This is a genomic window from Neobittarella massiliensis (ex Bilen et al. 2018), from assembly GCF_900289145.1.
Taxonomy (GTDB): domain Bacteria; phylum Bacillota; class Clostridia; order Oscillospirales; family Ruminococcaceae; genus Neobittarella; species Neobittarella massiliensis.
In genome coordinates, this window is the sequence record NZ_OKQO01000010.1 from 1 (window position 1) to 25787 (window position 25787).

The window sequence follows — 25787 nt, forward strand, 5'->3', positions numbered from 1 at the left end:
CCCGCTGCCCCGGCGGCGGGGTCTGCCGCGGCGGGCGGTACCGGCGCGGGCTGCGGCTGGTCGGCCGGGGTGCCGCAGAACATGCAGAAGTTCCCGCTTAACTCTTTGCCGCAGTTCCGGCAGCGGCGGGGCGCCGCGGCGCTCTTGTCCGCAGCAGTCTGTACCGGCTCGTCGGCCGGGGCCGGCGCGCCGCATTCCGTACAAAAATTGCCCTCAAATTCATTGCCACATTGGCTGCATTTTTTCATGAGCTGTTCCTCCTCTTGCGCAGGGCTTACCAAACACCTCTGCTGCAGGGCCGCGAAACTGCGGCGCATTCTGCGCACCGCCAAAAAGCGGGTCCACACAGCGCGCACCCTGTATCTTTAAACAGTATACCATATCGACACACCGGGCCAAATATACCCCCCTAAATTTCTCTCATTTTGCCGATTTCGCGTCTCGTTCTCTGTGCAATACTGTCACTGCCGCGCACCGGGGCCGCCGATTTTATAAATTCCGCCGCGCGCCGTACGCCGCTCGGCCGATCGCCGTTTTTCCGGGCGCGACCGCGCCGGCCCGCACGCGTGGCCGGCGTTTACAGCGGGCGGTATTTCTGGTATACTGCCACTGCGGGAGGTCGGTGCGCTCATCGCTCATTGCTCATTGCTCGTAGCTCGTAGCTCGGCACTCGGTACAGCCCGCCAGAGCGGCACAGCCCATAGGCGGCTGCTCTCTTGCAGTAGTTATAAAAAAGGGAGGTCTTACCGTGCTGCTGGTCTTAGAGGTGGGCAACGCCACCACCACGCTGGGCGCCTTTCGCGGCGACGAGCTGGTATTCACCGCCCGCACCGCCACCCGCCACACGCCGCTGCCCGATGAGCACGCGCTCATGCTGGGCCAGCTGCTGGCGCTGTACGGCTGCGCGCCAAACAGCTTTGACGGCGCGGCCATCTCCTCGGTGGTGCCGGGCCTGTACCCGGCGCTCACGGCGGCTGTAAAACAGCTCTGCGGCTGCGCGGCCGTCTGTGTGGGGCCGGGGGTAAAGACCGGGCTGGACATCCGGCTCGACGCCCCCGCCGCTCTGGGCAGCGACCGGGTGTGCGGGGCGGTGGCCGCTGCCAGCGCCTACCCGCTGCCGGCGCTGGTCTGCAATTTCGGCACCGCCACCACCATCTGCTGTATCGGCGATGGCGGCCAGTACCTGGGGGGCTGTATAGCGCCGGGGGTCGAGGTGGGCGCGCAGGCGCTCGCCGACCGCGCCGCTCAGCTGCCGCAGGTGGCGCTAAAGGCGCCGGCCAGCGTTCTGGGCAAAAACACTGCCGAGGCCATGCAGGCCGGCATCGTCTACGGCGCCGCCAGCATGGTCGACGGTATGGTCGCCCGCTACACGCAGCTGTTGGGGCAGGCGCCCACGGTCGTCGCCACCGGCGAGTTCGCGCCGCTGATCGCCCCCTGCTGCCGCACCCCGCTGGTGCAAGACGCCCATCTGCTCCTGCGCGGGCTGCGGCAGATCTACTGCAAAAACCGCCGCTAAAAGCCCCGGGCGCCGGCGGCAAAATGCACGTTATCGCGGTGGGGCCGGCCGGCAGCACTTTTGCGCCGGACCGGTACCAGCCGCCGCTGTGCGCGCCCCGCAGGCGCCAACGAGCGCACCGAGATACCCGCTAATAATGCGCTGCATCCCCACTGCTGGGGAGCGGCAGCAGGAGGTATCGCTATGAAATCATCCGCCATCCACCAAAGGGGCACTGTCCGCACGGTCCAGCTGGCTCTGCTCTCGGCCATCATCTTTGTGCTGGCCCTCACTCCGCTGGGCTTTATCCCGCTGGGGCCCATCAACGCCACCACCATCCACATCCCCGTCATTTTGGGGGCCATCTGGCTGGGGCCGGCCGCCGGCGGCTTTTTGGGCGGGGTGTTCGGTCTGTCCAGCCTGCTCATCAACACGGTGCGCCCCGGCCCCTCCTCGTTCGTGTTCTCCCCGTTTTACGCCGCCTCCATCGGCATGGGCGGCGCCAAAAACGCGCTGTACAGCCTGCTCATCTGCTTTTTGCCCCGCATTCTCATCGGGGTGGCCGCCGGCTGGCTGTACCGGGGCCTCTCGTCCCTGTGCCAAAAAAGCCGCGCCCGGCAGACCTTTGCCAGCGGTCTGTGCGGTGTGGTGGGCTCGTTTGTGAACACGCTGCTGGTGATGGGGGGCATTTGGCTGCTGTTTGGCCCGGTGTACGCCCAGCAGGTCAAAAATGTCCCCTACAGCGCCCTGGGCGGGATCATTATGGGGGTCATCGGCCTCAACGGCACGCTGGAGGCACTGGTCGCCGGCGTCATCACCGCCCTGATCAGCGCCCCGGTGGCCGCCGTGCTCTCCCGGCAGCGGCGGTGACCGGCCCGCGGCCCGGGAAACATTTTCCAGTATGCGGCGACCCTGTTTAGCTGTAAAATATACGTGTACCAAAGCGGCACATTCGTGCCGCTTTTTCTGTAGTGGAAACGGCCTGTTTTTTGGCAGGGCCGCCACCTGCCTGCCCGCGCGGGCGCCGCCAGCTCGATCCGCGCCCTGTACAGAATACAGGGTAAAGAGTAAAGCCGCTGTTTTTATACACCTCGATACACAAAACAAATTTTATTACGGAGGGATAAAAAATGGACAGCACCACCGACCGCACTACCGATAGCACTACTGTCAGCAGAGTGTTTGGCTACATTCGCGTCTCCAGCAGAGACCAGAATGAGGAGCGCCAGCACATCGCCATGGACCAGTTTGGCGTGCCGCACAAAAACCGGTACCTGGATAAGCTCAGCGGCAAAGACTTCTGCCGCCCCGCCTACCAGCGCCTGGTGCGGCGCCTGCGCCCCGGCGATGTGCTGGTGGTCAAATCCATCGACCGGCTGGGCCGCAACTACGACGAGATCCTCGAGCAGTGGCGCCACATCACCAAAGAAAAGCAGGCGGCCATCGTGGTGCTCGACATGCCTCTGCTCGACACCCGCCAGGGGCGCGACCTCACCGGTACCCTGATCGCCGATATCGTGCTGCAGCTGCTCTCTTATGTGGCCCAGACCGAGCGCGAGAACATTCGCCAGCGGCAGGCGGAAGGCATTGCCGCCGCCAAGGCCCGGGGGGTCCGCTTCGGGCATCCCCCCATCCCCATGCCGCCCCAGTTTGAGGAGCTGCGCCGCCGCTGGCAGCGGGGCGAGATCTCCTCCCGCCAGGCGGGCAAGCTGCTGGGCGTCAGCTACCAGACCTTTTTGCGCCGCTGCCGCCAGGCGCAGCAGGAACGGCCCGCCGCCGAAAAACCGGCGCGGTGAGCGCCCCTTTTGCCCCCCAAAATTATTTGCGCCAGAGGGTAGACTTAGAGTAACAGCCGCCAAACCGGTGAAAAACCGCTTAAAATGTGTAAAAAACACAAAAATTCGCCAGTAAAACCATTATACGATGATGGTCACAAAATGTCTAATTACCGTCACAATTTTTAGTAATTTATGACAAAAATGGTTTTTTATACCAGTTTCTATTCCGTTTAAAAAGGGGGGGCAAGTCATGGCAGAGCAGCTATCGCTTTTAGAGCAGTTGGCCCAGGCGACCCACTGCACCTACCTCTCAGACCTGCACCGGCCCGGGCTGCGCGCCGCGGTGTTAAAGGCGGCCCAAACGCTCTCTCAGGGCGATTTCTCGCCCCGCGAGTGGAGCGACGCGGTCTCTTACATCACCGGCAACGAGCAGCAGTTTTTAAGCGCGCAAGCCGCGATCGACTATTTGAATAAAGAGAGCCGGTAGCGCTGCTCTCCCGCCGCCCACCTGTCCGTGGGCTTTTTTCATGCCCAAAATATGCTCAAAACATGTCCAAGACATGCCCCAATACGCCCAAAAAGGCGCCGGCCGTGCAAACTGCACACGGCCGGCGCCTCTCGTCTGTTGGCGGCACTTCTTTTTTAAGATATCTACAGGGGCAGATCTCGGCGGCAAAAGATCGCGCCGCCGGCCAAAAAGAGCAGGGTCCCCAGCGCATAGAGCACCAAAAAGCCGGCGACAGCACCGCTCTCACCGGCGATCAGGCCACCGGCGTCAAACAGAGTCAGCGGGGTCAGGTACTTGAGCCAATCCATCTTGTCCCCCACCTGCGACAGCATCTGCAGCAGGATAAAGGCGATGCACGAGCCGGCGCCCAGGCCGCAGCTCAGCTTGGTCTGGTCAAAGCAGCACACCGATAAAAAGCACAGGCCGGCCATGAACAAAAGCAGGCCGTAGAGCCCCGCGTTCAGCAGCAAAAACCGCCCTACATCCAGCTGCTCGTCAAACATCGCCCCGCCGCAAAACAGCACCAGCACCGTCACGTACACCACCAGAAGCAGCGTGCCCAGCGCCATAAATACCCCCTGCGTGGCTATAATGCTGCGCCGCTTGTGCGGGGTGGCCAGCAGGTAGGCCATCGATCCCCGGTCGATATAGCGCGCCACCAGGCGGCTGGCCATCAGCACGATGAACAGAAGCGGTATCACGATGAGGATGAAGCCGTACAGGTAGTTGCCCACGAACTCCAGCAGCGTGTTGCCGGGGCTCTGCATCTGAAAAGCCGAAAACAGCTCCGGCATGCTCTCGGCCATCATCTGCAGGCTCTTACCCAGCTCCGGGTCGTACATGGCCACGATCAGCGCGCCGTACACCGTCAGTATCCCCATAAATAAAAGCACCAGCTTGTAGTTGGCGCGGGCCTCTCTTTTAAACAGCGGGCCGGTCATTTCGATCCCCTCCCATAGTAGTGCATAAACAGTTCCTCCAGCGATTGGGTGCGGGTGGCCAGCTCTGTCACGGTGTACCCGGCCAGCTCTTTGATCAGCGCGTCGGCTCGCCCGCTGGTGCGCAGCACCACCCGGCAGCCGTCCAGCTGGCGGCCGGCGCCGCCGGCACAGAACCGCTCGGCCTCGGCGGCGGTGGCAAAGTCGATCAAAAACACCTTGGTGCGGCTCTGGCGCAGGTGCTGCATCTCCTCGGCGGCGATCACGCGGCCCTCTTTGATGATCACCACCCGGTCGCAGGTCTGCTCCACCTCCTCAAACATGTGGGAGGACATCAGCACCGTTTTGCCCGCCTTCTTGGCCCGGCTGATCAGCTGCACGAATTTGCCCTGCATCAGCGGGTCCAGGCCGCTGGTGGGCTCATCCAGCACCAGAACATCCGGGTCCTGCATAAAGGCGATCACCAGCCCGATCTTCTGCTTCATCCCTTTAGACATGCGCCGGATGCGGCCCCGGCCGTCCAGCTCTAAAAATTCCATCAGCTGCCGGGCCCGCGTCAAGTCGCCCATGCCTTTCATCTGGGCGATAAAGCGGATAAACGCCGTGCCGGTCATGTCCTCCATAAAGGCGATCTCGCCCGGCAGGTAGCCCAGCCGGGCCTGCACCTGGTCGCGCTGGGCAAAGCAGTCCATCCCCAGCACCTCGGCGCGCCCCCGGTCGGGGCGAATAAAGCCCATCAGCTGGCGGATAGCCGTTGTTTTACCGGCTCCGTTGGGGCCCAAAAAGCCCACCACTTCGCCCCGCTCCACGGCAAACGACACATCGAACACCCCGCGTCCCTTCCCGTAGTCCTTGGTGATATTTTGTATCTCTATCACGCTCACTGATACTCCTCCTTATAAGTCAGGCGGCGAAGATCGCGCAGCCAGCAGTGCCACTCGGCCATCATCTCGTCCACATCCGGCGCGAGCCCCAGGCGCTGCATCTCGGCCACATAGCCCTGCACCATAAACAGCAGCATGCGGTGCAGCCGCACCGGGTCCACGTCGTCGCGAAAGCGGTCCAGCCGCACCCCGGCAAAATACTGGCCGTAATTCTGGCGCATGGCTTTTTGCAGCTGACTGGTGATCTGCTCGGCGTGCTGCTGCCCCTGCTCGGCCCACACCCGCATCATAAAGTCCATAATGGCCGGGTGCCGGCGGATCAGGTCCGCCTTGGCGTCTGCCCCGCGGTCCATCAGCTCAAAAAAGTCGTCGCAGCCCTGCTGCAGGTCGGCCGCCACCGTCTGCTGCACCTGCTTATCGCAGTAGTGGTACACATACTCGTACAGCGCCTGCTTGCTCTTAAAATAGTAAAACAGCAGCCCCTTCGAGATGCCCGCCCGGTAGGCGATCTCCTCGGTCGAGGCGTGCTTATAGCTGTTTTTGCCAAACACCTCCATGGCGGCGTTGACGATCTGCAGCTGCCGTTTTGGCGGCAGCTCATCAAAGGTCTGGCGCATTGCGGGCGCCTCCTCTCTCGGATGTGTGACCAAACCGGTCAATCTCCATTCTACGGCATTGACTGGTTTTTACAAGGCCCCCCAAAGATTTTTTAGGGGATCGGCGGCCGCTAAAAACTTTTGGGTGTGGCCGGTTTGCATGCGCCCGGCAAAAGTAGTACACTGTTTTTTAAAAAGGGAGGTGTTTTGGTGGACGGTAAACTGCGCAACATGACCTCGGTCTACATCCTCGACGGCGACCGCATCCTGCTGCTCTACCGCGTTGGCTCACGGGTGGTGTCGCCCAGCTGGTGCGGGATCGGCGGCCATTTTATGCCGGAGGAGCTGGGTGACGCCCGCGCCTGCGCGCTGCGGGAGCTCGAGGAGGAGAGCGGCCTCGGCGAAGGCGATCTCCTCGATCTGCGGCTGCGCTACATCACCCTGCGCCAAAAAAACGGCGAGACCCGGCAGAACTACTTTTTCTTTGCCCGCCTGCGGCCCGGCAGCACCGTGCCCGCCACCAGCAGCGAGGGGCAGCTGCGCTGGTTTTCGCTCGGCGAGATCGCCGCGCTGCCCATGCCGCTGACTGCCGGGCAGATGCTCGCCCACTACCTGCACACCGGCCGGCACACCCGGCTGCTCTACGGCGGCATCACCACCCCCGAGCAGCTGGCGGTCACCCCGCTGGAAGATTTTTAAGGCGCACCGGCCGGCGCTCTGGGGCCGGCGCGGCGCCCACAACAGAAAGGGGCCCTCGATTTGTCACTCTATACCATCTGTTTCAGCCCTACCGGCGGCACGCAAAAGGTGGTGGATATTCTCGCTGCCGACTGGGGCGAGCCGGCCACCGCGGTAGACCTGTCGGCACCCCAAGGCGGGTGCGCCGGTCTCTCTCTGCAGAGCGGCGACATCTGCCTGGTGGCGGTGCCCAGCTTTGGCGGGCGGGTGCCCGCCGTCGCCGCAGAGCGGCTGGCGGCCATCCGCGGCGGCGGAGCTATGGCTGTGGCGATCGCCGTCTACGGCAACCGCCATTACGACGACACGCTGCGCGAGCTGCAAGACGTGCTGGAGGCGGGCGGTTTTACCTGTATCGCCGGCATCGCCGCCGTGGCCGAGCACTCGATCATGCGCCAGTTCGCCACCGGCCGCCCCGACGCCGAAGACGCCCGGCAGCTGCGCGCCTTTGGGCAGGAGATCAGGCGGGCCATCGCCCAAAAGGCGCTGGCGCCCGGCCTGCAGCTGCCGGGAAACGTGCCCTACCGCGACTACGGCGGCGTTCCCTTTGTGCCCAAAGCCGGCAAGAGCTGCACCCGCTGCGGCCGCTGTGCCGCCGGCTGCCCGGTGGCGGCCATCCCCGCCGGCGACCCCGCCAGCACCGACAAAGCGCTGTGTATCTCCTGCATGCGCTGTATCGCGGTGTGCCCGGCGGGGGCGCGCAAAGTAAACCGCGCGGCGCTGCTGGCGGCCGGTCAAAAACTCAAAAAAGCCTGCCAGGAGCCCAAATCCAACGCGCTCTTTCTCGGCTAAAATTGTAAACAAACTGAAAACAGCGCTGTCTTTTTGGCTGAGACAGCGCTGTTTTTTCTGTTTTGCACCCGTTTGCGACCGGCGCCTGCCGGGCGCTGCTCACCGCCCCACGCATGCTGAACGCCTGTGTACTGTGTTCTGTATACTGTATACTCTCTATACTGGGCAGTGCGCGCTGCCGGGCCGGCACTCTATTGGCGCTCAGTACCCGGCCTCGTGCAGCATGCGGCTCAGAGTGTGCAGCCGCTCGCTCAAAAACTCGTCCTCCTCCGACAGCGCCTGGCCAAACAGCTTGATATCCTCGTCGATCATGGGGTTGTCCCGGCACACGGCCACCGTCATGGCGTCGCCCTGCAGGCCGATGCGGTCGATCTGCGGCTGCTGCGGGTCGTACAGCTTGGGGTAGCGGTAGCTCTCGGCCATGTACTGCTTGGCGCGGCAGATGAGGATGGCCAGGTCGAGCACCCGGTGCAGGGGCAGCTCCTCAGACTGGCGCGACCACTTTTCACCGGTGTAGCGCCACACCTTGGCCGACACCTCTACCCTGCCCCGGTCGTTCCACTGGGCCAGCCCCAGCGACAGGCCCTTGGCGTCGGACTGGTAGGCCTTGTGGCCGTCGACCTGCTCGTAATTCTCGACGGTGATGACCGGTTTGTGTTTTAGGGTGGTGGGGATCTTCATCGCGTTTCCTCCTCTGTGGTAAAACTTCGTTTTTATGTTTACTGTTTTACTAAATTACTAATTTAGTAAAATCAATATACCACACCGACCGCGCCTTGTCAACTGAAAAAGCGCCGTGTTATAATCTATAATCAGTTGCCGCCCACCGGCCGGAGCGCACACTGCGCCGGTGGGCGGCGGCAGAAAGGGGCCTATCTCATGCAGCTGTCTGTACTTGCCGAAAACACCGCCCGGCCCGGCTTTGAGGCCGAGCACGGGCTGAGCCTGTACCTGCGGGTCGGGCGGCGCCGGCTGCTGGTGGATGCCGGCGGCAGCGCGCTGTTTGCGCGCAACGCGCAAAAGCTGGGGATCGACCTGGCCGCCGTCGACACCGCCGTCCTCACCCACGGCCACCGCGACCACGGCGGCGGGCTGCCGACCTTTTTGGCGCTAAACCAAAGCGCCCCCATCTACCTGCGCCCCGGGGCTCTGGACCCCCACTTTTCGCGGCGGCTGCACGGCCTGGGCGATATCTCGGTGCCGCCGCTAACAGCTGGCGACCGGCTCGTCTACACCGGCAGCACCCACTCGCTGGGCGATGGGCTGCTGCTGTTTGCCGGGGTGCCGCGCGACGCGCTGCTTCCCACCTACAACCGGCTGCTGCTGAACGGGCGGCGGCAGCCCGACGCGTTTGCCCACGAGCAGCACCTGCTCATAGAGCGGGGCGGGCGGCGGGTGCTGGTGTGCGGCTGCGGGCACACGGGCATTGCCGCCATCCTGCGCCGGTGCCGCCTGCTGTGCGGCCACTACCCGCAGGTGGTGGTGGGCGGCCTGCACCTGAGCGACCCCCACACCCACACCAGCGAGGAGCCCGGCCGCATCGCCGCCGTGGCCCACGCCGTCAAACAGGCCGGCTGTACCCTGTACACCGGCCACTGTACCGGGCCGGTGGCGCTGGCCCAGCTGCAGCACCTGCTGCCGGGGCGGGTGTTCCCCATCACTGCCGGGCAGCACATCGACCTGTGACCGGGGCCTGCCGCCCCCAGGGCCGCCCGGGCCGCACCGCCGCAAGCAATAAAGAGCGGGCACAGATGCATAGAACATCTGTGCCCGCTCTCTTTTTTATGCGGTCTGCCCCAAACTGGCGGGGCGCTACTTCTGGCAGCAGGCGGTGAACATTTTAAACACGCCGAGCATCTTCTCGTCCTGTGCGGCCATCATTTCCGGGTGCCACTGGATGCCCAGCACCAGGCTTCCCTCGGCCCGCTGTATGGCCTCTATGTTGCCGTCGGCGTCGACCGCGGCGGCAAAAAAGCCCGGCGCGATCTGGTCCACCGTCTGATGGTGCAGCGAGTTTACCCGGTACCGCTCGCCCAGCAGCGGGTACAGCACCGACTGGCTGTCGATAAACACCTCGTGGCTGGGGCGGCAGGGGTCGCCCAGCTGCCGGTGCTGGATGTCGCTGCCGCTGATCTCGCCCAGGTCCTGGTACAGCGTGCCGCCCAGCGCGCAGTTGAGCAGCTGGTGCCCCCGGCAGATGCCCAACACCGGCTTGCCCGCCGCCAGCGCCGCTCGCAGCAAAAGCAGCTCGCAGGTGTCGCGCGGGGCGCACACCTCGGCCAGCGCCTGGCGCGGCTGCTGCCCGTAGATGGCCGGGTCGATATCGTGCCCGCCCGAGAGCAGCAGCCCGTCGACGCGGTCGATCATGGCGGACGCCAGCTCCTCGCTCTCTACGGTGGGCAGCAGCACCGGTATACTGCCGCCCGCCGCCACCGACGCGGCATAATTCCCGTTGATACCGTCGCTCACCCGCCCAAAAAACATGGGATCGGTGTGCACGATCGGCCCGGTGCTGATCCCTATAACTGGTCGCTCCATCAAAAAACACTACCTCTCTTATTTTTGCCGCCCCAAACAGGCGCCCGCGCCAAAGCGGCGGCTATTTAAAGATCTTTTTGGCGATATCCGCCGACATCTTGGCGTCTTTGGCGTAGTAGTCGGCCCCGATCTGCAGGGCGTAGTCCTCGGTGAGCACGGCGCCGCCCACCATGATCCGGCAGCCGGGTTTGGCCGCTCTGAGCTGGCGGATGGTCTCCTCCATGCTGCAGAGCGTGGTCGTCATCAGCGCGCTCAGGCCCACCAGCTGCACGTCCTGCTCCACCGCGGTGCGCACCACCTCTTCCGGCGGCACGTCGCGGCCCAGATCCAGCACGGTAAAACCGTAGTTTTCCAAAATCACCTTGACGATATTTTTGCCGATATCGTGGATGTCCCCCTTGACGGTGGCCAGAATGATCTTGTCGCCGCCGGCCTGCTCGCCGCCGCTGGCGGCGATGTGGGCCTTTACCCGGTCAAAAGCCGCCCCCGCCGCGTTGGCCGACTGCATCAGCTGCGGCAAAAAGATGGTCCCTTTTTCAAAGTCGGCGCCCACCTGGTCGAGGGCCGGGATGAGCACCTGCTGCACCACCTGCAGCGGGTCTTTTTTAGCCAGCAGCGCCTCGGTCATCTCTGCCGCCCGGTCGGCCAGGCCCCGGTGGATGGCGGCCGGTATCTCTTTTTGCGGGTCAGCCGCCGCGCCGGTGGGCGCCGCCGGGCCGGCAGCCGGGCCCGCCGCCGGCTGGCTGCCGTAGGTCTGCACGTAATAAGCGGCGTTTTTATCGATGTTAAAGAGCACGCGAAAGCTGTCTACCGTCTGCCGCATGGCCTCCAGGTTGGGGTTTAAGATGGGCAGGTCCAGCCCGGCGGCCAGCGCCAGCGTCAAAAAGCTACGGTTGATCTGCTCTCTGGCCGGCAGCCCAAACGAGATGTTCGACACGCCCAGCACGGTCTTTAGCCCCAGCTGCTCTTTGACCATGCGCACCGCCTTGAGCGTCTCGACCACCTCGGCCTGCTGCACCGAGGCAGTGAGCACCAGACAGTCGATGTACACGTCTTCCCGGGGGATGCCCGCCGCCAGCGCCGCCGCCAATATCTTTTCGGCCACCGCCAGCCGGTCCTCGGCCCGGTTTGGGATGCCGTTTTCGTCCAGCGTGAGGCCCACCACCGCCGCCCCGTACTTTTTGGCCAGCGGCAGCACGGTATGAAGGCTCTTCTCCTCGCCGTTTACCGAGTTGATGAGCGGCTTGCCGCTGTACACCCGCAGCGCCGCTTCCAGGGCGGCCGGGTCGGTGGTGTCGATCTGCAGCGGCGCATCCACCACCGCCTGCAGCCGCCGCACCACCCTGCTCATCATCTGGCGTTCGTCGATCTGGGGCAGGCCCACGTTCACGTCTAAGATGTCGGCCCCCGCCTCGACCTGCGACAGCCCCTGCGCCAGCACATAGTCGATATCGCCGTTTATCAGCGCCTGCTTAAACAGCTTTTTGCCGGTGGGGTTGATGCGCTCGCCGATGATCTTGGGGCCGTCGATCTCGACTACCCTCGAGGGGGAGCACAAGGCGCTGCGCCGCTGCCGGGGCCGCGGCGACGGCGCCCGTCCCGCCAGCATCTCGCCGATCTTCTGGATATAGGCCGGCGAGGTGCCGCAGCAGCCGCCAAACACGGTGATGCCCAGTTCGATATAGCCGCGCAGGTGGCCGGCGTAGGCGTCGGGGTCGATATCGTAGCTGCCGGTCTGCAGGTTGGGCAGGCCGGCGTTGGCTTTGATAAAGATCGGGCGGTCGCAGCAGGCGGCCAGCTCTTTGGCCAGCGGGTAGATATCGTCGGGCCCCAGCGAGCAGTTGATGCCGATGGCCTCGGCCCCCAGCCCCGACAGAGTCAGGGCCATGGCCGGTATGCTGGTGCCGGTAAAGGTGCGGCCGGTCTTTTCAAAGCTCATCGAGCACCACACCGGCAGGTCGCAGTTCTCCTTCACGGCCAGCACCGCCGCCTTTACCTCGGCTAAATCGGTCATGGTCTCGCACACCACCAGGTCGGCGCCGCTGGCGGCCCCCTGCCGCACCTGCCGGGCAAACAGCTCTATGGCCTCCTCCATCTGCAGGCTGCCGCCCGGCTCCAGCAGCTCGCCGATAGGCCCCAGGTCCAGCGCCACCTTACAGCCGGTACCGGCCGCCGCCCGGCGGGCGATGCGCACCGCCGCGTCCACCACCTGCTCGACGGTGTAGCCGCTGCCGGCCAGCTTGTGGGCGTTGGCGCCAAAGGTGTTGGTGTAGATCACCTGGCTGCCGGCGCCGATGTAGGCGCGGTGGATGTCCTCGATGATCTGGGGGTGGGTGATGTTATAGCTCTCGGGGCGGCCGCCGGCGGGCAGGCCGGCCGCCTGCAGCATGGTGCCCATAGCCCCGTCGAGCAGGGTAAAGGTATGCGTAAAATCAAAAGTCGCCACAGCGCTTTCCTCCCCGTCTGAATGTGCAGTTTTCGCGCAGGCTGCAGTGGGCGCAGCCGCTCTTTTTATCCTGTGTGGCGCGCTCTCCCACGCCGATGATCGCCGTCACCGATTTAGACGGGGTCAGCAGGCAGCTGGAGGACACCGCCAGCCCGATCTGTCGCCCGGTATCCAGCAGCCGCGCCACCTGGGGCTGGCAGGTGATGGGCATATCGCCGTACCCCGGCGAAAAGCGCCAGGTACAGCGCTGCCCCCGCTGGCCGCAGGCGCCTTTTATCAGCGCGTTCACACGGTCGCAGACCGCCTCGATGGCGGTGACGGCGGCGCTGTCGCAGACCACGGCGGCGGCCATGTCGGCCACCTGCTGGCGGCGCAGCAGCGCGTCGACGCCCGCCCCCAGCGTGGCGGCCATCAAAACGCAGCTGTCGCAGCCCGCCAGCAGCTGCAAAATGTCTTCCCCCGGCAGGTAAAAGTCGGTATCCAGCAGGGGGATGCCCTGCGGCTGGGGGGCGCCCAGCAAAAATTCGCGGCACACATAGCGGGGCGTCGCCGCCGCCCGCACCGCCTGCACCGACCGGTCTATCAGCGCGTCTATCTCGGGCGGGATAGCGCTGCCGCGATGGCCCAGGTAGCGCAGTATCTCCGCCCGGTCCAGCACCAGGTCGGCCGGGTCCACCGCCCCCTGCGCGCGGTACAGCGCCACCGCGCTAGGCCTCCGTGCAGTTCAGGTCGCAGAGCAGCTTCTGCACGCTGCCCACCACTTTTTTGGCCACGTAGGGGCTGTTCATGGTGTACAGGTGGATGCCCTGTACGCCGCTGGCCATCAGGTCTACGATCTGGTCGACGGCGTAGGCGATGCCCGCATCCCGCAGCGCCGCCTTGTTGTGGCCCCATTTATCGATGATGCCGGCCAGCTTGTCGGGCAGGCTGGCCCCGCAGAGCGACACCATGCGCTCGATCTGGCTCTTGTTGGTCACCGGCATGATGCCGGCGGCGATGGGCACGGTGATGCCCATGGCCCGGGCCTTTTTTTCAAAGCTGTAAAAGGCGGCGTTGTCAAAAAACAGCTGGCTGGCCAGGTGGCTCACCCCGGCGTCTACCTTGCGGCGCAGGTGGACGATGTCCTCCTCCAAGCTGGGCGCCTCGGTGTGCCCCTCGGGGTAGCAGGCGCCGGCCACCGAAAAGCCGCCGCGGCTCTTAATCAGCTCTACCAGCTCGCTGGCGTAGTGAAAGGCGCCGGGCAGCGCCCCCTCTACCCTGTCTCCCCGCAGCGCCAGCACGTTGTCGATGCCCAGCGCGGCCAGCTCGTCGAGCAGCGCCAGCACCGTCTCTCTGGTGGAGTTGATGCAGGTGAGGTGGGGCAGCGGCTCGATGCCGTACTCGCGCTTGATGGTATCGGCCAGGTGCACCGTCTGCTGGCGCTGCTCGCCGCTGCCGCCGGCGCCGTAGGTGACGCTGATATAGTCGGGCGCCAGATCGTGCAGCCCCTCCAGCGTGCGGTACAGCCCCCGCACATCGTCGGTCTTTTTGGGCGGGAACACCTCAAAAGACAGCACACATTTTTTCTGCTCATACAGGGTCGATAAGTTCATGTCAGTCCACTCCAAAGCTACCGCTGCGGCCCCGCTGACAGCCGCCGCTCTGCGGTATTTTTTCTAATTCTTACAGGCTATCATTATAACATTTCACCAGGCGATTGAAAAGCGCCCGCCAAAGAAAAAGGGGCCGTCCGCCGCCGGTCGCGCGCGCCGAGCCGCCGTGGTGTAAATCTGCCAAAATACGGCCTGCAATTTCTATATAAACTGGGACACCTGTCCTATCCTCCGCCCGCCGGCGGGGCGTATGATATAGGATAGTAGAAAATGGATATGCCCGATCACTTTTGCCGTAAAAGGAGGTAAGACCGTGCCCAACATCATCCCCCAGGAAGAGATCCTCAACCTGGCCGTCGTCAACTTTCGCGCTGTGTGGGGCCAAAAGCAGCGCAATCTGGCCCGCATCATCAGCTATATCCGCGCCGCCGCCCGCCGCGGGGCCGACATCGTCTGTTTTCCCGAGCTGGCCCTCACCGGCTATGAAAACCAGACCGGCGTCCCCAAGGAGGAGAAGATGCAGGTGCAGCTGGCCGAGCCGGTGAGCGGCCCCGCGGTGGCGGCGGTGGCCAAGGTGTGCCGCCAGATGGAGATATACGCCGTTTTTGGCATGCCCGAGCGCGATGAGGACCGCCCCGACACCATCTACAACACGGCGGTGGCCTGCGGGCCCCAGGGGTATATCGGCCGCTACCGCAAGATCCACCCGGCCATGGCCGAGAGCTGCTGGTGCGACCGCGGCAGCGACCCCTTCTCGTTTGAGACCCCGTGGGGCAAGATCGCCGTGGGCATCTGCTACGACACCTACTCATTTCACGAGATCCTGCGCTACCACGCCGCCACCGGGGCCAAGGTGTACTTAAACCCCACCGCTATGGCCGAGGCCCCCCACTTCGACTGGAAGACCTGCTACTACGAGGGGCTGCGCCAGGCGGTCATCGCCAACGACTTTTTCGTGGCCAGCTCAAACCTGGTGGGCTATGATATCGTGGACGAGGATTTTTGCAACCAGACCGACGCGCTGCTGGAGCCCGATTCCCCCGGACGGCAGTTTTGCCGTCCCTTTTGCCCGCGGCCGGACCCGGCCTACTTTACCGGCGCCAGCATGGTGTTGGGGCCGGGGATCGGGCCTGATAAGGTACACGTGTACTGCGGCGATATCGACCTGTGCGAGCCCGAGCTGCTCATCGCCACCGTGGACCTGTCGGTCGGCTCCCGCATGATCTTTAACCGCAACCCCTTCAGCGGCAGGCCCGACTACCGGCCCGACATCTACAAAAAGCTAAACGAGCTGCTGCTGGAAGACCCGTATTGGGGGGAACAGTAGGTATTTCTCTCAGAGAAAGGCGGCCGCACGGGCTGCTTTTGCCGCCGCCCCTAAAGAAAAAGCTTCCCCGCCGGGGAAAAGCGGCGCCCAAAACTCCGTTTTTCACCCGGCAAAAGGCTTTGCCGCCGCCCGGCAGAAAAAGCTGTTTTAAAAACGCCGAAACGTGCCGGCAGGCGCTGCCGCCGCATGTTCACGCCGTTACATATCCACATGTTGTGAGGAAGGTGATCTTACTGATGTCTCGCTTAAAAAAAGAGGATTACAACAATTCCATGCGGCTGGAGAGCTATGATCTGGCTACGTTTGCCGGTCAGCTGTACCAGCTCAACCACCAGAAGATACTCGACGCCGTCACCACCCCGGAGTACCTGCTGGCCAAAAAGGTGCTGGCCTGCGGCTGCGGCGACTCGTTCTGCGCCGCCGCCTGTGCCAAACAGGCCTTTTTACAGCTGGCCCGGGTGCCCATGGAAGGCATGCCCGCCATCGAGCTGTCGCGCCACTACAGCGGCCAGGACCTGGACGACACGCTGCTCTTCTCCATCTCCAGCCGGGGCAAGACCTCCCGCGTCGTCGAGGCCACCCAGCGGGTGAAAAAGCTGGGCAAAAATACCACCGCGGTGGCCATCGTCAACTTTCCCGAGTCGCCGCTGGTCGACGCCGCCGACGAGCTGCTGCTCATCCAGATGCCCAAGTTCGAGTGCGGCCCCTATACCGAGCACGCGCCTTGCCAGCGCTCGTACTTCAGCACCATGTTCACCATGATGCTGCTGGCCGTGCGCATGGGCGAGGTGCGGGGCCACTACTGTGCCCGGCAGGCCGAGGCCTACCGGCAGGGGATGATCGACTACGCCGCCTCGTTCACCCGCGAGCTGGTCGACCAAAACGACGACCGCATGTGGCAGCTGGCCCAGACCTGGGTAAACTTTCACCACTACGAGGTGGTGGCCTGTGGGCCGGAGTACCCCAACGCCTGGTTCGGCGCCGCCAAATTCGTCGAGGCCTACGGCGATCTGGCCACCTACGAAAACACCGAGAACTGGCCCGCCACCGGCCCCTATGCCAAAGACCCCCAGAGCATCGGCACGGTGGTGATCTTAGACCGCGAAAACGAGGCCTTTGACCTGAGCGTGGAGGTGATCGGGCAGATGGTGGCGCTGGGGCGGCCCACCATCGTCATCACCGACGCCGACGCCGGCACCTTCCCCGCCGGGGCCGAGGTGTTTGAGATACCCTCTACCCCCTACCGCTGGGCCAAACCGCTGATGCAGTACTCGCCCCTGGGCAACCTGCTGGGCTACATCAGCAAAATGCGCGGCAGCAGCTTTTACCGCTACGGCGACCACGAGCCGTTCGTGCGCGAGACGATGGCCCGCATGGGCGGCGACCCCATCTCGAACGAGCCGCTGCTCATCGTCCCCTGACGGGGGCGGATGCGCCACACGCCGCTTTGCCGGCCCGTTTTTCCAGTTAAAAAGGAGGTCTTTATGAACGCTCAAGATATCACTTCGGCTTCAGCTGCGGCTCTGCCCCCGCTGATCCGGCACTACAGCACGGTCACCGCCGCGCTGCTGCCGGCCCTGTGCCGCCAGATAGAAAACCTGTTCCCCGGCGACTGTCTCAAGAACACCGGCCGCATACTGCTGGTGGGCAGCGGTGAAAACTACGCGGCCGCGCTGGCCGGGCGGTCGGTGTTCTCGTCGCTGTCTTCCTACCCCGCCGAGTGGGTAGAGGCGCTCACCCCCACCGCGCTGCGCCACTTTATCGAGCGCGAAAAGCTGCAGCTGGGCAGCGCTTTCGTCATCGCCATCGACTGTGCCGGCGACGACGGCCAGCTGCCCCACGCCGTGCGCGAGGCGCAGAGTACCGGCGCCAAGGTGCTGCTGCTGACCGCCCGGGCCGACTGCCCCGCCGCCGCGCTGTGCGACTGGCTGCTATCGCTGCCGGCGGCCGGCGCGCCGCTGCTGCCCGAGACCGAGCACTTTTTTGTGAGCTACCTGGCGCTTTTGCTGTTGGGGCGCGCCATGGGTCTTGCCAGCGGCAAGCTGTGCGACAAAAAGGCCGGCGAGCTGCTCGACGAGATCGCCGATCACATCGACACGGTCAGCCAGCAGGCCGAGGACCTGTGCGCCCGGGCCCGGCAGGTGGCCGAGAGCTGCGCCGACGCCGCCGACATCGACATCATCGCCAGCGGCCGCGACTACCCGGCCGGCTACCTGGCGCGCATGCTGTGCTACCGCCGGCTGGGCCAAGTGGTGACGCTGGAGGAGAGCGAGGACTGGCTGCACGTCAACATGCTGGCGCTGGACCCGCACCGCTTTCTCACGCTGTTTTTCGTGTCGGGCGCCAACTCGTCGATGGACCGCACCCTGCGGACCATCGCCTTTGCCAAAGAGCTGGGCCGCCAGGTGGTGACCGTCACCGACATGGACGACCACGACCCGCTGGCGCTGGCGCTGCCCGCCTCGCGCTACAGCTGGGTCACCCCGCTGTCGCAGCTCATCCCCGCCGCGCTGCTGGTAGAGATGCTCCGCCTGTCGCGCCCGTTTTGAGCGCCGGCGGCAAAAGGAGATGACAGCCATGCGCTACCTGGCCACCGGCCTCAATATGCTCGACCAGATCATCACCCCCGCAGGGCAGACGCTGCCCCCCAAATTGGGCGGGGTGCCGCTGTACGGCTACTGCGGCATGCGGGTGTTCACCGACGACGTCCTCTACCTGGCGCGGGTCGGCAACGACTTTTTTGATATCTACGACCCCTGGTTCTCGCAAAACGGCGTCCCCCGGCAGGGGCTGCGGTTCGTCTCGGACAAGACGCCGTACTGCGCTATCCAGTACCGGGCCGACGAGACGGTGCAGGATACCTGGTTTTTTACCCGCGACTGGGCCGATTCCGACTTTTGGCGACCCCAGCCCGAGGACTACCGCCGGCACATCGGCCCCGACACCCGGGGCGTGTGTCTCTGTGGGCCACCGCAACCCTCCCCCAGCTGGGCGGAGCTCTTCTCTCTGCGGGAAAAATACCACTTTCAGATCATGTGGGAGCCCAACGGCTCGCACACCTTCGCCACCGACCGGGCCGCCACGGTAGAGCTCTGCCAAAAGGTGGACATGGCCTCGTTCAACCTGGTGGAGGGGTGCCGGATCTTTGGGCTGGCCGGCGAGGCCGAGCTGCTGGACTTTTTAAAGCGGCTGGGCCCCGAGCTGGTGCTGCTGCGGGTGGGCAGCCGCGGCATGTACACCATCGCCGGCGGCAGGGCCTATCTGCTGCCGTCGGCGCCGCTGCCGCCGGGGACAGCGGTGGTGGATACCACCGGCTGCGGCAACGCCTCCACCGCCGCCTGCTGTTATGCCTGGTGCGAGAAAAACGACCCGGTGATGACCGGGATCATGGGCAACGTGGCCTCTAGCTACAACCTGCGCCAGTACGGCCCCTGGCCGCAGTTTGGCCCCGCGCTCACCGCCGAGGCGACAGATATGGCGGACCAGTTATACCAAAAATACCGCTGCCTGCTGTAGTTTCTTGTATTTTCTGCCTATTTGTCCTATACTAAAAGGTACAGATAGACTGCGCACGGTGCCGCCCTGAGCGGCGGCGGACCAACACACCTTAAAGGGGGATACATCATGAAACGCATCGGCATGCTCACATCCGGCGGCGACTGTCAGGGCCTCAATGCGGCGCTGCGGGGCGTGGCCAAGACCCTGTACCAGCACTACGGCAGCGACGTGCAGATATTCGGCATCCGCGACGGCTATCGCGGCCTTATCGAGGGGGACTATCACCCTATGGCTCCGGCCGATTTCTCCGGCATTTTGGTGCAGGGGGGCACCATCCTCGGCACCTCCCGGCAGCCCTTTAAAAAAATGCAGGTGGAGGAAAACGGCGTCGACAAAGTGGCCCGGATGAAAGAGACCTATAACAAGATGAAGCTCGACTGTCTGGTGATCCTGGGCGGCAACGGCACCCACAAGACCGCCAACCTGCTGTCGCAGGAGGGGCTGCACGTGGTGACTTTGCCCAAGACCATCGACAACGACCTGTGGGGCACCGATATGACCTTTGGCTTTCAGAGCGCTGTCGATATCGCCACCAACGTGCTCGACTGCATCCACACCACCGCCACCAGCCACGGCCGGGTGTTCATCGTCGAGGTGATGGGCCACAAGGTGGGCTGGCTCACGCTGCACGCGGGCATCGCCGGCGGCGCCGACGTGATCTTGCTGCCGGAGATCCCCTACGATGTGGACAAGATCGCCAAGGTGCTCAGCCGCCGCAACGAGATGGGCAAACGCTTCTCCATCCTGGCGGTGGCGGAAGGGGCGCTCTCGAAAGAGGAGGCCAAGCTCTCGAAAAAAGAGTTTAAGGCGGCCCGGGCCAAGATGACCGAGCCCTCTATCTCGTACCGGCTGGCCGGTGAGCTGGCCAGCCGCACCGGGCAGGAGATCCGGGTGACCATCCCCGGCCACTTCCAGCGCGGCGGCAGCCCCTGTGCCTTTGACAAGATGCTCTCGACCCGCTTTGGCGCCGCAGCCGGCAAGCTCATCATCAAAGAGCAGTACGGCTACATGGTGGGCCTGCGGGATAACAAGGTGGTGCCGGTGCCCCTGTGTGAAGTGGCCGGCAAGCTCAAAACGGTCCCCGTCGACTGCCAGGAGGTCAAGACGGCCCGCCTGCTGGGGATCAGCTTGGGGGATTGACAGCGTATTTCGAACACAGATAGCAAAGAGCCGGGCGCTTAAAAGCGCCCGGCTCTTTATTGTGTTAGCTGCATCCGCACAAAGCCATTTTCGGTATATAAACAGGGTTTATAATGGAAATAGCTTACCGGTCCGGTACAGCCCACATTCCCCCAAATAACCAAAAATGCACCTCTACCGAGATCGTCAGTACATGCCAAATGCCTCATTTGCTCCCAAACATATTTCAGATGCGCTTTATCCCCACAATTTTCTCTCTGCTCTCGCGGCAGGTAGCCGATCACTGCGCGCAGCGAGCAGCAGATATGCGCCAGCTTTACCGCCTCATCCATTCGGGCACTGCTCTCATTTGCGTGCTTTGCCGCTATCTCTAAGTCCCACAAAAACAGCTTAAAATTGGGTGGTGCTTCTAAACTAAATTTGCATACGAAGCAACTTCTTTTCGCCGGTACTCTCTTGCTGAGATCCTTTTCGTTTTTTGCATCAGCTGCGACGGTTTTGCGGATCGTGATCTTCTCTCATCTATCCCCGCTGTCATTGATAAAACCGCTTTTTTCATACGGGCGACTATTTTCTATCTCGGCAAAGGCCCGCAGCGCTCGGGCGGCCACCACGTCGCCCAGGCCCGGCTCCTCGCTGTTGAGGCTCTGCTTGGCGCAGTGCAGCAAATGGTCGGTCAGCTGGCCCCAGCTCATCACAAAGCGGCCCTGCAGCTGCTCCTTTTTGGACGCCACCCGTTCGGGGCAGAGCGTTACGCTGGGCCACACGAAGCGGCAAACCGGCGAGCCATCCCGCTCCATGAGGGCCGGTATCTCTAAGGTGACGGCCGGGTTATACCCCCGCATCATCGCCTTATCGCAGTACAGGCAGTAGCGCTTGCCGTATTCGAGCAGACCGTACTGCCGCCACACGTCGATCCAGCAGCACCGGCGCACCTCGGTCGTCAGGTCTGGGCCGTAGCTGAGCACCTCTTCCACAAACTCGTCGTCGGTGGTGCGCAGCGACTTGTAGGCCTTATAGTTGTGTATGTCCAGGCTGTCGCCCATTTTCAGCGTGTTCTCTCTGGCAATGCGGCCCCGGTCGAGGCCGTAGTCGGTCACCACCCGCTCGGTCAGCCGGCTGCAGTCGGCCGGGCAGACCCGCTCGATCTCGCGGTAGAGCAGGGCGGCCAGCAGCGCGTGGTGGCGCTGGCAGCTAAAGGTACACATGTCGCCCTCCTTTTTAAAGGTCGTTGTCGGCTACCTTTACTTTACCACCCGCCGCCCCAAACATCTACTGACAGAGCTACAAAAGTAGCCGGTATTCTTTGCACATTGTGCCGGGCGGCAGCGGCCGCAAAAAGGTGGGCCTGCACCCCTCTTTATAAAAAAGCGCCCGGCTCACAAGAGCCGGGCGGCTGTATAATTTTTTCTATACGGCGCCGCTGTTGCCGGCGCTCCAGTTTTGGGCGGCGGCCAGCAGCGCGGCGCGCCGGTTGGGCAGGCGGTCAGCCATCACCTCGCCCAGCAGCCAGTCAAGGCAGGCCCCCAGCCGGCGGCCGGGCGCAAGGCCCACCTGCTGCAGATCGCGGCCGCTGACGGCCAGCTGAGACAGCGCGGTGCAGTCTCCCTGCGCCTGTATATCGGCCGCCACCGCCAGCGCCCGGGCCGCTACCGGGCTGCCCATCTGCACTTTTAGGCGGCACAGCAGCTGTAGGCGGTCGCTGCCCCAGCGGTGGGTCAGCACCCGCAGCTGCCACCGGTCGGCGGTGGCGGGCCAGGACCGGGTCTGCACCAAAAATCGCACCGTGCGGCACAGCGCGCCCGGCTGCCGCAGCAGCACCAGCGTTTGGGCGGCCCGGGCCGGGTGCCGGCAGCTGCCAAACAGCAGTGCCAGCCGCACTGGGAGATGGCTGTCGGTACAGGAAAAATCGCCGTAGGGCGGCATAAACTGGGCAAAGACAGCCGGGTACCCCTGCAGGGCCTGCCGGGCGTAGCGGCCGGCAATGCACCGCACGAACTCGGCCCCTATGCGCTCGGCCGAAATGCGCCCCAGGCCCGGGGCCTGCGCGGCCATCGCGGCGGCGGTGGCCGGCTCGACGGCAAAGCCCAGCACCCCCACAAAGCGCACCGCCCGCAAGATGCGCAGCGCGTCCTCCTTAAAGCGGACAGCCGGATCGCCCACACAGCGCAGCTGTTTGGCGGCCAAGTCGGCCCGGCCGCCAAACGGGTCGAGGATACGCCCGTCAGCCCCGCAGGCCATCGCGTTGACGGTAAAGTCGCGCCGGGCAAGATCGGTCTTGATGGTGCCGCCAAAAGCCACCCGGTCGGGATGGCGGCCGTCGCTGTACGCCGCCTCGCGGCGAAAAGTGGTGATCTCCAGCGCACGGCCGCGCCACAGCACCGTTACCGTGCCGTGGGCGATACCGGTATCGGCGGTGCGGCAGCCGGCAAACACCGTTTTTACCTGCTGGGGCAGCGCGGTGGTGGCGATGTCGTAATCGGCTGTTTGGCGGCCGAGCAGGCCGTCACGCACGCAGCCGCCCACGCAGTAGGCGGCGTAGCCGGCGCATTCCAGCCGCCGCAGCGCCGCTATGATATCTGCCGGCAGTTGCAGCTGCACCGCCGCTCACCTCCCACTCAAAGCCGGGCGCTGTGGCTACAGCTCCAGCAGTACCGGGCAGTGGTCGCTGCCCAGCACGTCGCTAAAAATGGTGCAGCCCTGCACCTGCTCAAACAGTCGCTGCGATACCAAAAAGTAGTCGATCCGCCACCCGGCGTTGTTTTTGCGGGCATTAAAGCGGTAGCTCCACCAGGTATAGGCGCCGGTCAGATCGGGGTTCAGGGCGCGAAACACGTCGGTAAAGCCGCTCGCCAGCGTCTTGCCAAAGCTCTGCCGCTCCTCGTCAGAAAAACCGGCGTTTTTGCGGTTGGTCTTGGGGTTCTTCAGGTCGATCTCGCAGTGGGCCACGTTCATATCGCCGCACACCACCACCGGTTTTTGCGCATCCAGCTCCAGCAGATAGGCGCGAAAGGCGTCCTCCCACTCCAGCCGGTAATCGAGACGGGCCAGCTTGTCCTGCGAGTTGGGGCTGTAGACGTTGACCAGGTAAAAATCCGGGTATTCCAAGGTGAGCACCCGCCCCTCGTGGCTGTGCTGCTCAACGCCAAAATCTCGCCGCACCGACAGCGGCTGCTGTTTTGAAAACACCGCCGTGCCGGAATAGCCCTTTTTCTCGGCGCTGTGCCAGTACTGGTGGTAGCCCGGCGTCTCTATCTGCGCCTGGTCGGGCTGCATCTTGGTCTCTTGGACACAGAAGATATCTGCCCCCACCTGCGCAAAAAAATCCATAAACCCCTTATTTAAACAGGCGCGCAGCCCGTTCACGTTCCAGGTGACGATCTTCATCCAATCCCTCCTGCTATCTCGATGTACGGCGTCTCTCGGCGCCGCCCAGCGGTATCTTTTCATCATGCCCTGCTGCGGCCCCTACCGGCTGGCGCCGCAGCCGCAAAATGGGCCGGGCCGCCGGCACGCTATTTTCTACTATTTTAGTCTATTTTAGGGGTGCTGTCAATCCGCCGCCGCACGCGCAAAAGCGCCGCCTCCCCCGGGGGGAGCGCGGCGCCGCTCAAAACAGGCTACTGGCCCATCTCTTTTTTGTACTCGATAAACTCGTCGAAGGTGCTCATGCGGTCGATGGTGCCGACCTCGCGCAGCTCGATGATGCGGTTGGCGATGTTCTGCACGAACTCGTGGTCGTGCGAGGTAAACAGCACGTTGGAGCCAAAGTCGCACAGCCCGTTTTGCACCGCGGTGATCGACTCCAGATCCAGGTGGCTGGTGGGCTGGTCGAGCACCAGCACATTTGAGCCGTACATCATCATCCGCGACAGCATACAGCGCACCTTTTCGCCGCCCGACAGCACCTTTACCTGCTTGTACACGTCTTCGCCGCTAAACAGCATGCGGCCCAAAAAGCCCCGCAGATAGGTCTCGGTGTTCTCGTCCTGGGCATACTGACCCAGCCACTCTAAGATGCTCATCTCCCCCGCCGTGCCGCTGAAAAAGGCGGTGTTGTCCTGGGGAAAATAGCTCTGGCTGGTGCTCACGCCCCACTTGAAGCTGCCGCTGTCCGGCTCGATCTCCTCGGTCAAGATGCGAAACAGGGTGGTCACCGCCAGATCGTTTTCGCTCAAAAAGGCGATCTTGTCGCCGCGGTTGACGGTAAAGCTGACGTCGTTTAGCACCTGCACGCCGTCGATGGTCTTGGACAGGCCGCTGACCTGTAAGATCTCTTTGCCCGGCTCGCGGTTCATGGTAAAGCCCACATAGGGGTATTTGCGCGAGCTGGCCGGCAGCTCCTCCACCGTGAGCTTGTCCAGCAGCTTTTTGCGGCTGGTGGCCTGCTTGGCCTTTGACTTGTTGGCCGAAAAGCGCGAGATAAAGCTCTGCAGCTCGCGGATCTTGTCCTCGCGCTTTTTCTTCTGGTCGCCCAGCACCCGCTGCATCAGCAGGCTGGACTGATACCAGAAGTCGTAGTTGCCCACATACATGCGGATCTTGGTGAAGTCGATATCCACGATATGGGTGCAGACCATGTTGAGAAAGTGCCGGTCGTGCGAGACCACGATGACCGTGCCGGGGAAGTTTACCAAAAACTCCTCCAGCCACTCGATGGCGGCGATATCCAGGCCGTTGGTGGGCTCGTCGAGCAAAATGATATCGGGCTGGCCAAACAGGGCCTGCGCCAGCAGCACCTTTACCTTTAGCTTTTCGGGCAGGCCGGCCATCTCAGCGTACAGCAGGTCTACCCCCACGCCCAGGCCCTCCAGCAGGCGGCCGGCCTCGGTGTCGATCTCCCAGCCGCCCAGCTCGGCGAACTCGGCCTCCAGCTCCGAGGCCAGAATGCCGTCCTCCTCTGAAAAGTCCTCTTTGGCGTACAGCGCCTCTTTTTGGCCGATGATCTCGTACAGGCGGGGGTTGCCCTGCACGATGGTATCCAGCACGTTAAAGTCATCATAGGCAAAGTGGTCCTGCCCCAACACCGACATGCGGGTCTTTTCGGGGATGATGACCTCGCCGGTGCTGGGCTCGAGTTCGCCCGAGAGTATTTTTAAAAAGGTGGATTTGCCCGCCCCGTTGGCACCGATGATGCCGTAGCAGTTTTCGGGGGTAAATTTTAAATTGACCCCTTTAAACAAGTTCTGGCCGTTGAAGGCCAGGCTCAGTTCCTGTACTGTGATCATAGTTCCTCCTGTATGTTACAGCGGGCAGGCCCGCATATCTACCCTGCAGCTGCCCGCTAAGGCGGGCAGACCTTTCCTATTTTACCATACCCGGCCGACAAAACCTAGTAAAAATGCCAATTTTCTGTCGAGTATTTGCGCTGTCAACTTGTATCCTGCCCGCTGGTACTCTATAATGGTCGTAGAGAACTGCCAGGTGGGCGGCGGGCTCTATCCGCCGCCCCGGAAAGGA

The 25787-nt window shown here is 63.5% G+C and carries 25 protein-coding genes and 1 pseudogene; 12 read left to right on the forward strand and 14 right to left on the reverse strand.

Features of this window, described 5'->3' with window-relative positions:
• Positions 1-248 (reverse strand): annotated as a pseudogene (locus tag C6Y32_RS13440) (hypothetical protein); the annotation flags it as partial.
• Between the two features lie 500 nt (positions 249-748).
• Here C6Y32_RS13440 and C6Y32_RS13445 point away from each other — a divergent pair.
• From C6Y32_RS13445 to C6Y32_RS13460, 4 genes are all read left to right on the forward strand, one after another.
• Complete coding sequence (locus C6Y32_RS13445) at positions 749-1516, forward strand: type III pantothenate kinase (RefSeq protein WP_164998289.1); 768 nt, start codon at positions 749-751, stop codon at positions 1514-1516.
• 183 nt (positions 1517-1699) lie between these two features.
• Entirely contained in the window at positions 1700-2365 is a 666-nt protein-coding gene (locus C6Y32_RS13450) for an ECF transporter S component (protein WP_105205791.1), read from the forward strand.
• A 260-nt stretch (positions 2366-2625) separates the two neighbouring features.
• A complete protein-coding gene (locus C6Y32_RS13455; RefSeq protein WP_105205792.1) occupies positions 2626-3291 on the forward strand; it encodes a recombinase family protein in 666 nt (221 codons plus the stop codon).
• 232 nt (positions 3292-3523) lie between these two features.
• Positions 3524-3760, forward strand: coding sequence for a hypothetical protein (locus C6Y32_RS13460; protein ID WP_105205793.1), 237 nt, complete (start codon positions 3524-3526; stop codon positions 3758-3760).
• A 164-nt stretch (positions 3761-3924) separates the two neighbouring features.
• Here the strand turns inward: C6Y32_RS13460 and C6Y32_RS13465 are convergent, their stop codons facing one another.
• From C6Y32_RS13465 to C6Y32_RS13475, 3 genes are read right to left on the reverse strand one after another with little or no spacing between them, the layout of a single operon-like run.
• Positions 3925-4722 (reverse strand): ABC transporter permease subunit, encoded by a 798-nt coding sequence (locus C6Y32_RS13465; RefSeq protein WP_105205794.1) that lies wholly within the window; start codon positions 4720-4722, stop codon positions 3925-3927.
• Positions 4719-5603, reverse strand: coding sequence for an ABC transporter ATP-binding protein (locus C6Y32_RS13470; protein ID WP_105205795.1), 885 nt, complete (start codon positions 5601-5603; stop codon positions 4719-4721). The genes C6Y32_RS13465 and C6Y32_RS13470 overlap by 4 nt, the downstream gene beginning before the upstream one ends.
• Positions 5600-6220 (reverse strand): TetR/AcrR family transcriptional regulator, encoded by a 621-nt coding sequence (locus C6Y32_RS13475; protein ID WP_105205796.1) that lies wholly within the window; start codon positions 6218-6220, stop codon positions 5600-5602. Before C6Y32_RS13475 ends, C6Y32_RS13470 begins: the two co-directional genes overlap by 4 nt.
• Before the next feature lie 189 nt (positions 6221-6409).
• On the opposite strand from C6Y32_RS13475, the gene C6Y32_RS13480 reads away from it, so the two are divergent.
• A complete protein-coding gene (locus C6Y32_RS13480) occupies positions 6410-6898 on the forward strand; it encodes an NUDIX domain-containing protein (protein ID WP_105205797.1) in 489 nt (162 codons plus the stop codon).
• 60 nt (positions 6899-6958) lie between these two features.
• Entirely contained in the window at positions 6959-7726 is a 768-nt protein-coding gene (locus C6Y32_RS13485) for a 4Fe-4S binding protein (RefSeq protein ID WP_105205798.1), read from the forward strand.
• A 201-nt stretch (positions 7727-7927) separates the two neighbouring features.
• Here the strand turns inward: C6Y32_RS13485 and C6Y32_RS13490 are convergent, their stop codons facing one another.
• On the reverse strand, positions 7928-8407 hold the full coding sequence (locus C6Y32_RS13490; RefSeq protein WP_105205799.1) for a DUF6530 family protein: 480 nt from the start codon (positions 8405-8407) through the stop codon (positions 7928-7930).
• Positions 8408-8605: 198 nt separating this feature from the next.
• Between C6Y32_RS13490 and C6Y32_RS13495 the strand changes: the two genes are divergently transcribed.
• The gene (locus tag C6Y32_RS13495) at positions 8606-9412 is read left to right on the forward strand and encodes an MBL fold metallo-hydrolase (protein ID WP_105205800.1); all 807 of its coding nucleotides are present in this window, start codon (positions 8606-8608) and stop codon (positions 9410-9412) included.
• A 126-nt stretch (positions 9413-9538) separates the two neighbouring features.
• Here C6Y32_RS13495 and C6Y32_RS13500 read toward each other — a convergent pair whose 3' ends face one another.
• The 4 genes from C6Y32_RS13500 to metF all read right to left on the reverse strand — a co-directional run bounded on the left by C6Y32_RS13500 (position 9539) and on the right by metF (position 14302).
• Entirely contained in the window at positions 9539-10264 is a 726-nt protein-coding gene (locus C6Y32_RS13500) for a gamma-glutamyl-gamma-aminobutyrate hydrolase family protein (RefSeq protein ID WP_105205801.1), read from the reverse strand.
• Positions 10265-10325: 61 nt separating this feature from the next.
• Positions 10326-12710: a homocysteine S-methyltransferase family protein gene (locus C6Y32_RS13505; RefSeq protein WP_279386215.1), complete on the reverse strand. Its 2385-nt coding sequence runs from the start codon at positions 12708-12710 to the stop codon at positions 10326-10328.
• Positions 12697-13413 (reverse strand): vitamin B12 dependent methionine synthase, activation domain protein, encoded by a 717-nt coding sequence (locus tag C6Y32_RS13510; protein WP_105205802.1) that lies wholly within the window; start codon positions 13411-13413, stop codon positions 12697-12699. Before C6Y32_RS13510 ends, C6Y32_RS13505 begins: the two co-directional genes overlap by 14 nt.
• Positions 13414-13417: 4 nt before the next feature.
• The gene (metF, locus tag C6Y32_RS13515; RefSeq protein ID WP_105205803.1) at positions 13418-14302 is read right to left on the reverse strand and encodes a methylenetetrahydrofolate reductase [NAD(P)H]; all 885 of its coding nucleotides are present in this window, start codon (positions 14300-14302) and stop codon (positions 13418-13420) included.
• A 313-nt stretch (positions 14303-14615) separates the two neighbouring features.
• On the opposite strand from metF, the gene C6Y32_RS13520 reads away from it, so the two are divergent.
• The 5 genes from C6Y32_RS13520 (at position 14616) to C6Y32_RS13540 (ending at position 20327) form a co-directional block, all read left to right on the forward strand.
• Entirely contained in the window at positions 14616-15629 is a 1014-nt protein-coding gene (locus tag C6Y32_RS13520) for a carbon-nitrogen hydrolase family protein (protein ID WP_164998290.1), read from the forward strand.
• Between the two features lie 236 nt (positions 15630-15865).
• Positions 15866-17050, forward strand: a complete 1185-nt coding sequence (locus C6Y32_RS13525; RefSeq protein WP_105205805.1) for an SIS domain-containing protein — start codon at positions 15866-15868, stop codon at positions 17048-17050.
• A 63-nt stretch (positions 17051-17113) separates the two neighbouring features.
• The gene (locus C6Y32_RS13530; RefSeq protein WP_164998291.1) at positions 17114-18178 is read left to right on the forward strand and encodes an SIS domain-containing protein; all 1065 of its coding nucleotides are present in this window, start codon (positions 17114-17116) and stop codon (positions 18176-18178) included.
• A gap of 28 nt (positions 18179-18206) precedes the next feature.
• Positions 18207-19145, forward strand: coding sequence for a carbohydrate kinase family protein (locus tag C6Y32_RS13535; protein WP_164998292.1), 939 nt, complete (start codon positions 18207-18209; stop codon positions 19143-19145).
• 108 nt (positions 19146-19253) lie between these two features.
• Entirely contained in the window at positions 19254-20327 is a 1074-nt protein-coding gene (locus C6Y32_RS13540; protein WP_105205808.1) for a 6-phosphofructokinase, read from the forward strand.
• 56 nt (positions 20328-20383) lie between these two features.
• Here C6Y32_RS13540 and C6Y32_RS15180 read toward each other — a convergent pair whose 3' ends face one another.
• The 5 genes from C6Y32_RS15180 to C6Y32_RS13560 all read right to left on the reverse strand — a co-directional run bounded on the left by C6Y32_RS15180 (position 20384) and on the right by C6Y32_RS13560 (position 25555).
• Complete coding sequence (locus tag C6Y32_RS15180) at positions 20384-20659, reverse strand: hypothetical protein (RefSeq protein ID WP_129589459.1); 276 nt, start codon at positions 20657-20659, stop codon at positions 20384-20386.
• Positions 20660-20845: 186 nt separating this feature from the next.
• A complete protein-coding gene (locus C6Y32_RS13545; RefSeq protein ID WP_105205809.1) occupies positions 20846-21535 on the reverse strand; it encodes an L-2-amino-thiazoline-4-carboxylic acid hydrolase in 690 nt (229 codons plus the stop codon).
• A 202-nt stretch (positions 21536-21737) separates the two neighbouring features.
• Positions 21738-22928: a CCA tRNA nucleotidyltransferase gene (locus C6Y32_RS13550; RefSeq protein WP_105205810.1), complete on the reverse strand. Its 1191-nt coding sequence runs from the start codon at positions 22926-22928 to the stop codon at positions 21738-21740.
• Positions 22929-22964: 36 nt separating this feature from the next.
• Positions 22965-23714, reverse strand: coding sequence for an exodeoxyribonuclease III (locus tag C6Y32_RS13555; protein ID WP_105205811.1), 750 nt, complete (start codon positions 23712-23714; stop codon positions 22965-22967).
• A gap of 233 nt (positions 23715-23947) precedes the next feature.
• Positions 23948-25555, reverse strand: a complete 1608-nt coding sequence (locus C6Y32_RS13560) for an ABC-F family ATP-binding cassette domain-containing protein (RefSeq protein ID WP_105205812.1) — start codon at positions 25553-25555, stop codon at positions 23948-23950.
• Between the last annotated feature and the right edge of the window lie 232 nt (positions 25556-25787).

Excerpts from the sequence above, each read along its gene's own strand:
- C6Y32_RS13450 (WP_105205791.1), top strand. The coding sequence starts at position 1,700 with ATGAAATCATCCGCCATCCACCAAAGGGGCACTGTCCGCACGGTCCAG.
- C6Y32_RS13455 (WP_105205792.1), top strand. The coding sequence starts at position 2,626 with ATGGACAGCACCACCGACCGCACTACCGATAGCACTACTGTCAGCAGA.
- C6Y32_RS13460 (WP_105205793.1), top strand. The coding sequence starts at position 3,524 with ATGGCAGAGCAGCTATCGCTTTTAGAGCAGTTGGCCCAGGCGACCCAC.
- C6Y32_RS13465 (WP_105205794.1), bottom strand. The coding sequence starts at position 4,722 with ATGACCGGCCCGCTGTTTAAAAGAGAGGCCCGCGCCAACTACAAGCTG.
- C6Y32_RS13475 (WP_105205796.1), bottom strand. The coding sequence starts at position 6,220 with ATGCGCCAGACCTTTGATGAGCTGCCGCCAAAACGGCAGCTGCAGATC.
- C6Y32_RS13490 (WP_105205799.1), bottom strand. The coding sequence starts at position 8,407 with ATGAAGATCCCCACCACCCTAAAACACAAACCGGTCATCACCGTCGAG.
- C6Y32_RS13495 (WP_105205800.1), top strand. The coding sequence starts at position 8,606 with ATGCAGCTGTCTGTACTTGCCGAAAACACCGCCCGGCCCGGCTTTGAG.
- C6Y32_RS13500 (WP_105205801.1), bottom strand. The coding sequence starts at position 10,264 with ATGGAGCGACCAGTTATAGGGATCAGCACCGGGCCGATCGTGCACACC.
- metF (WP_105205803.1), bottom strand. The coding sequence starts at position 14,302 with ATGAACTTATCGACCCTGTATGAGCAGAAAAAATGTGTGCTGTCTTTT.
- C6Y32_RS13525 (WP_105205805.1), top strand. The coding sequence starts at position 15,866 with ATGTCTCGCTTAAAAAAAGAGGATTACAACAATTCCATGCGGCTGGAG.
- C6Y32_RS13530 (WP_164998291.1), top strand. The coding sequence starts at position 17,114 with ATGAACGCTCAAGATATCACTTCGGCTTCAGCTGCGGCTCTGCCCCCG.
- C6Y32_RS13535 (WP_164998292.1), top strand. The coding sequence starts at position 18,207 with ATGCGCTACCTGGCCACCGGCCTCAATATGCTCGACCAGATCATCACC.
- C6Y32_RS13540 (WP_105205808.1), top strand. The coding sequence starts at position 19,254 with ATGAAACGCATCGGCATGCTCACATCCGGCGGCGACTGTCAGGGCCTC.
- C6Y32_RS15180 (WP_129589459.1), bottom strand. The coding sequence starts at position 20,659 with ATGGATGAGGCGGTAAAGCTGGCGCATATCTGCTGCTCGCTGCGCGCA.
- C6Y32_RS13545 (WP_105205809.1), bottom strand. The coding sequence starts at position 21,535 with ATGTGTACCTTTAGCTGCCAGCGCCACCACGCGCTGCTGGCCGCCCTG.
- C6Y32_RS13555 (WP_105205811.1), bottom strand. The coding sequence starts at position 23,714 with ATGAAGATCGTCACCTGGAACGTGAACGGGCTGCGCGCCTGTTTAAAT.
- C6Y32_RS13560 (WP_105205812.1), bottom strand. The coding sequence starts at position 25,555 with ATGATCACAGTACAGGAACTGAGCCTGGCCTTCAACGGCCAGAACTTG.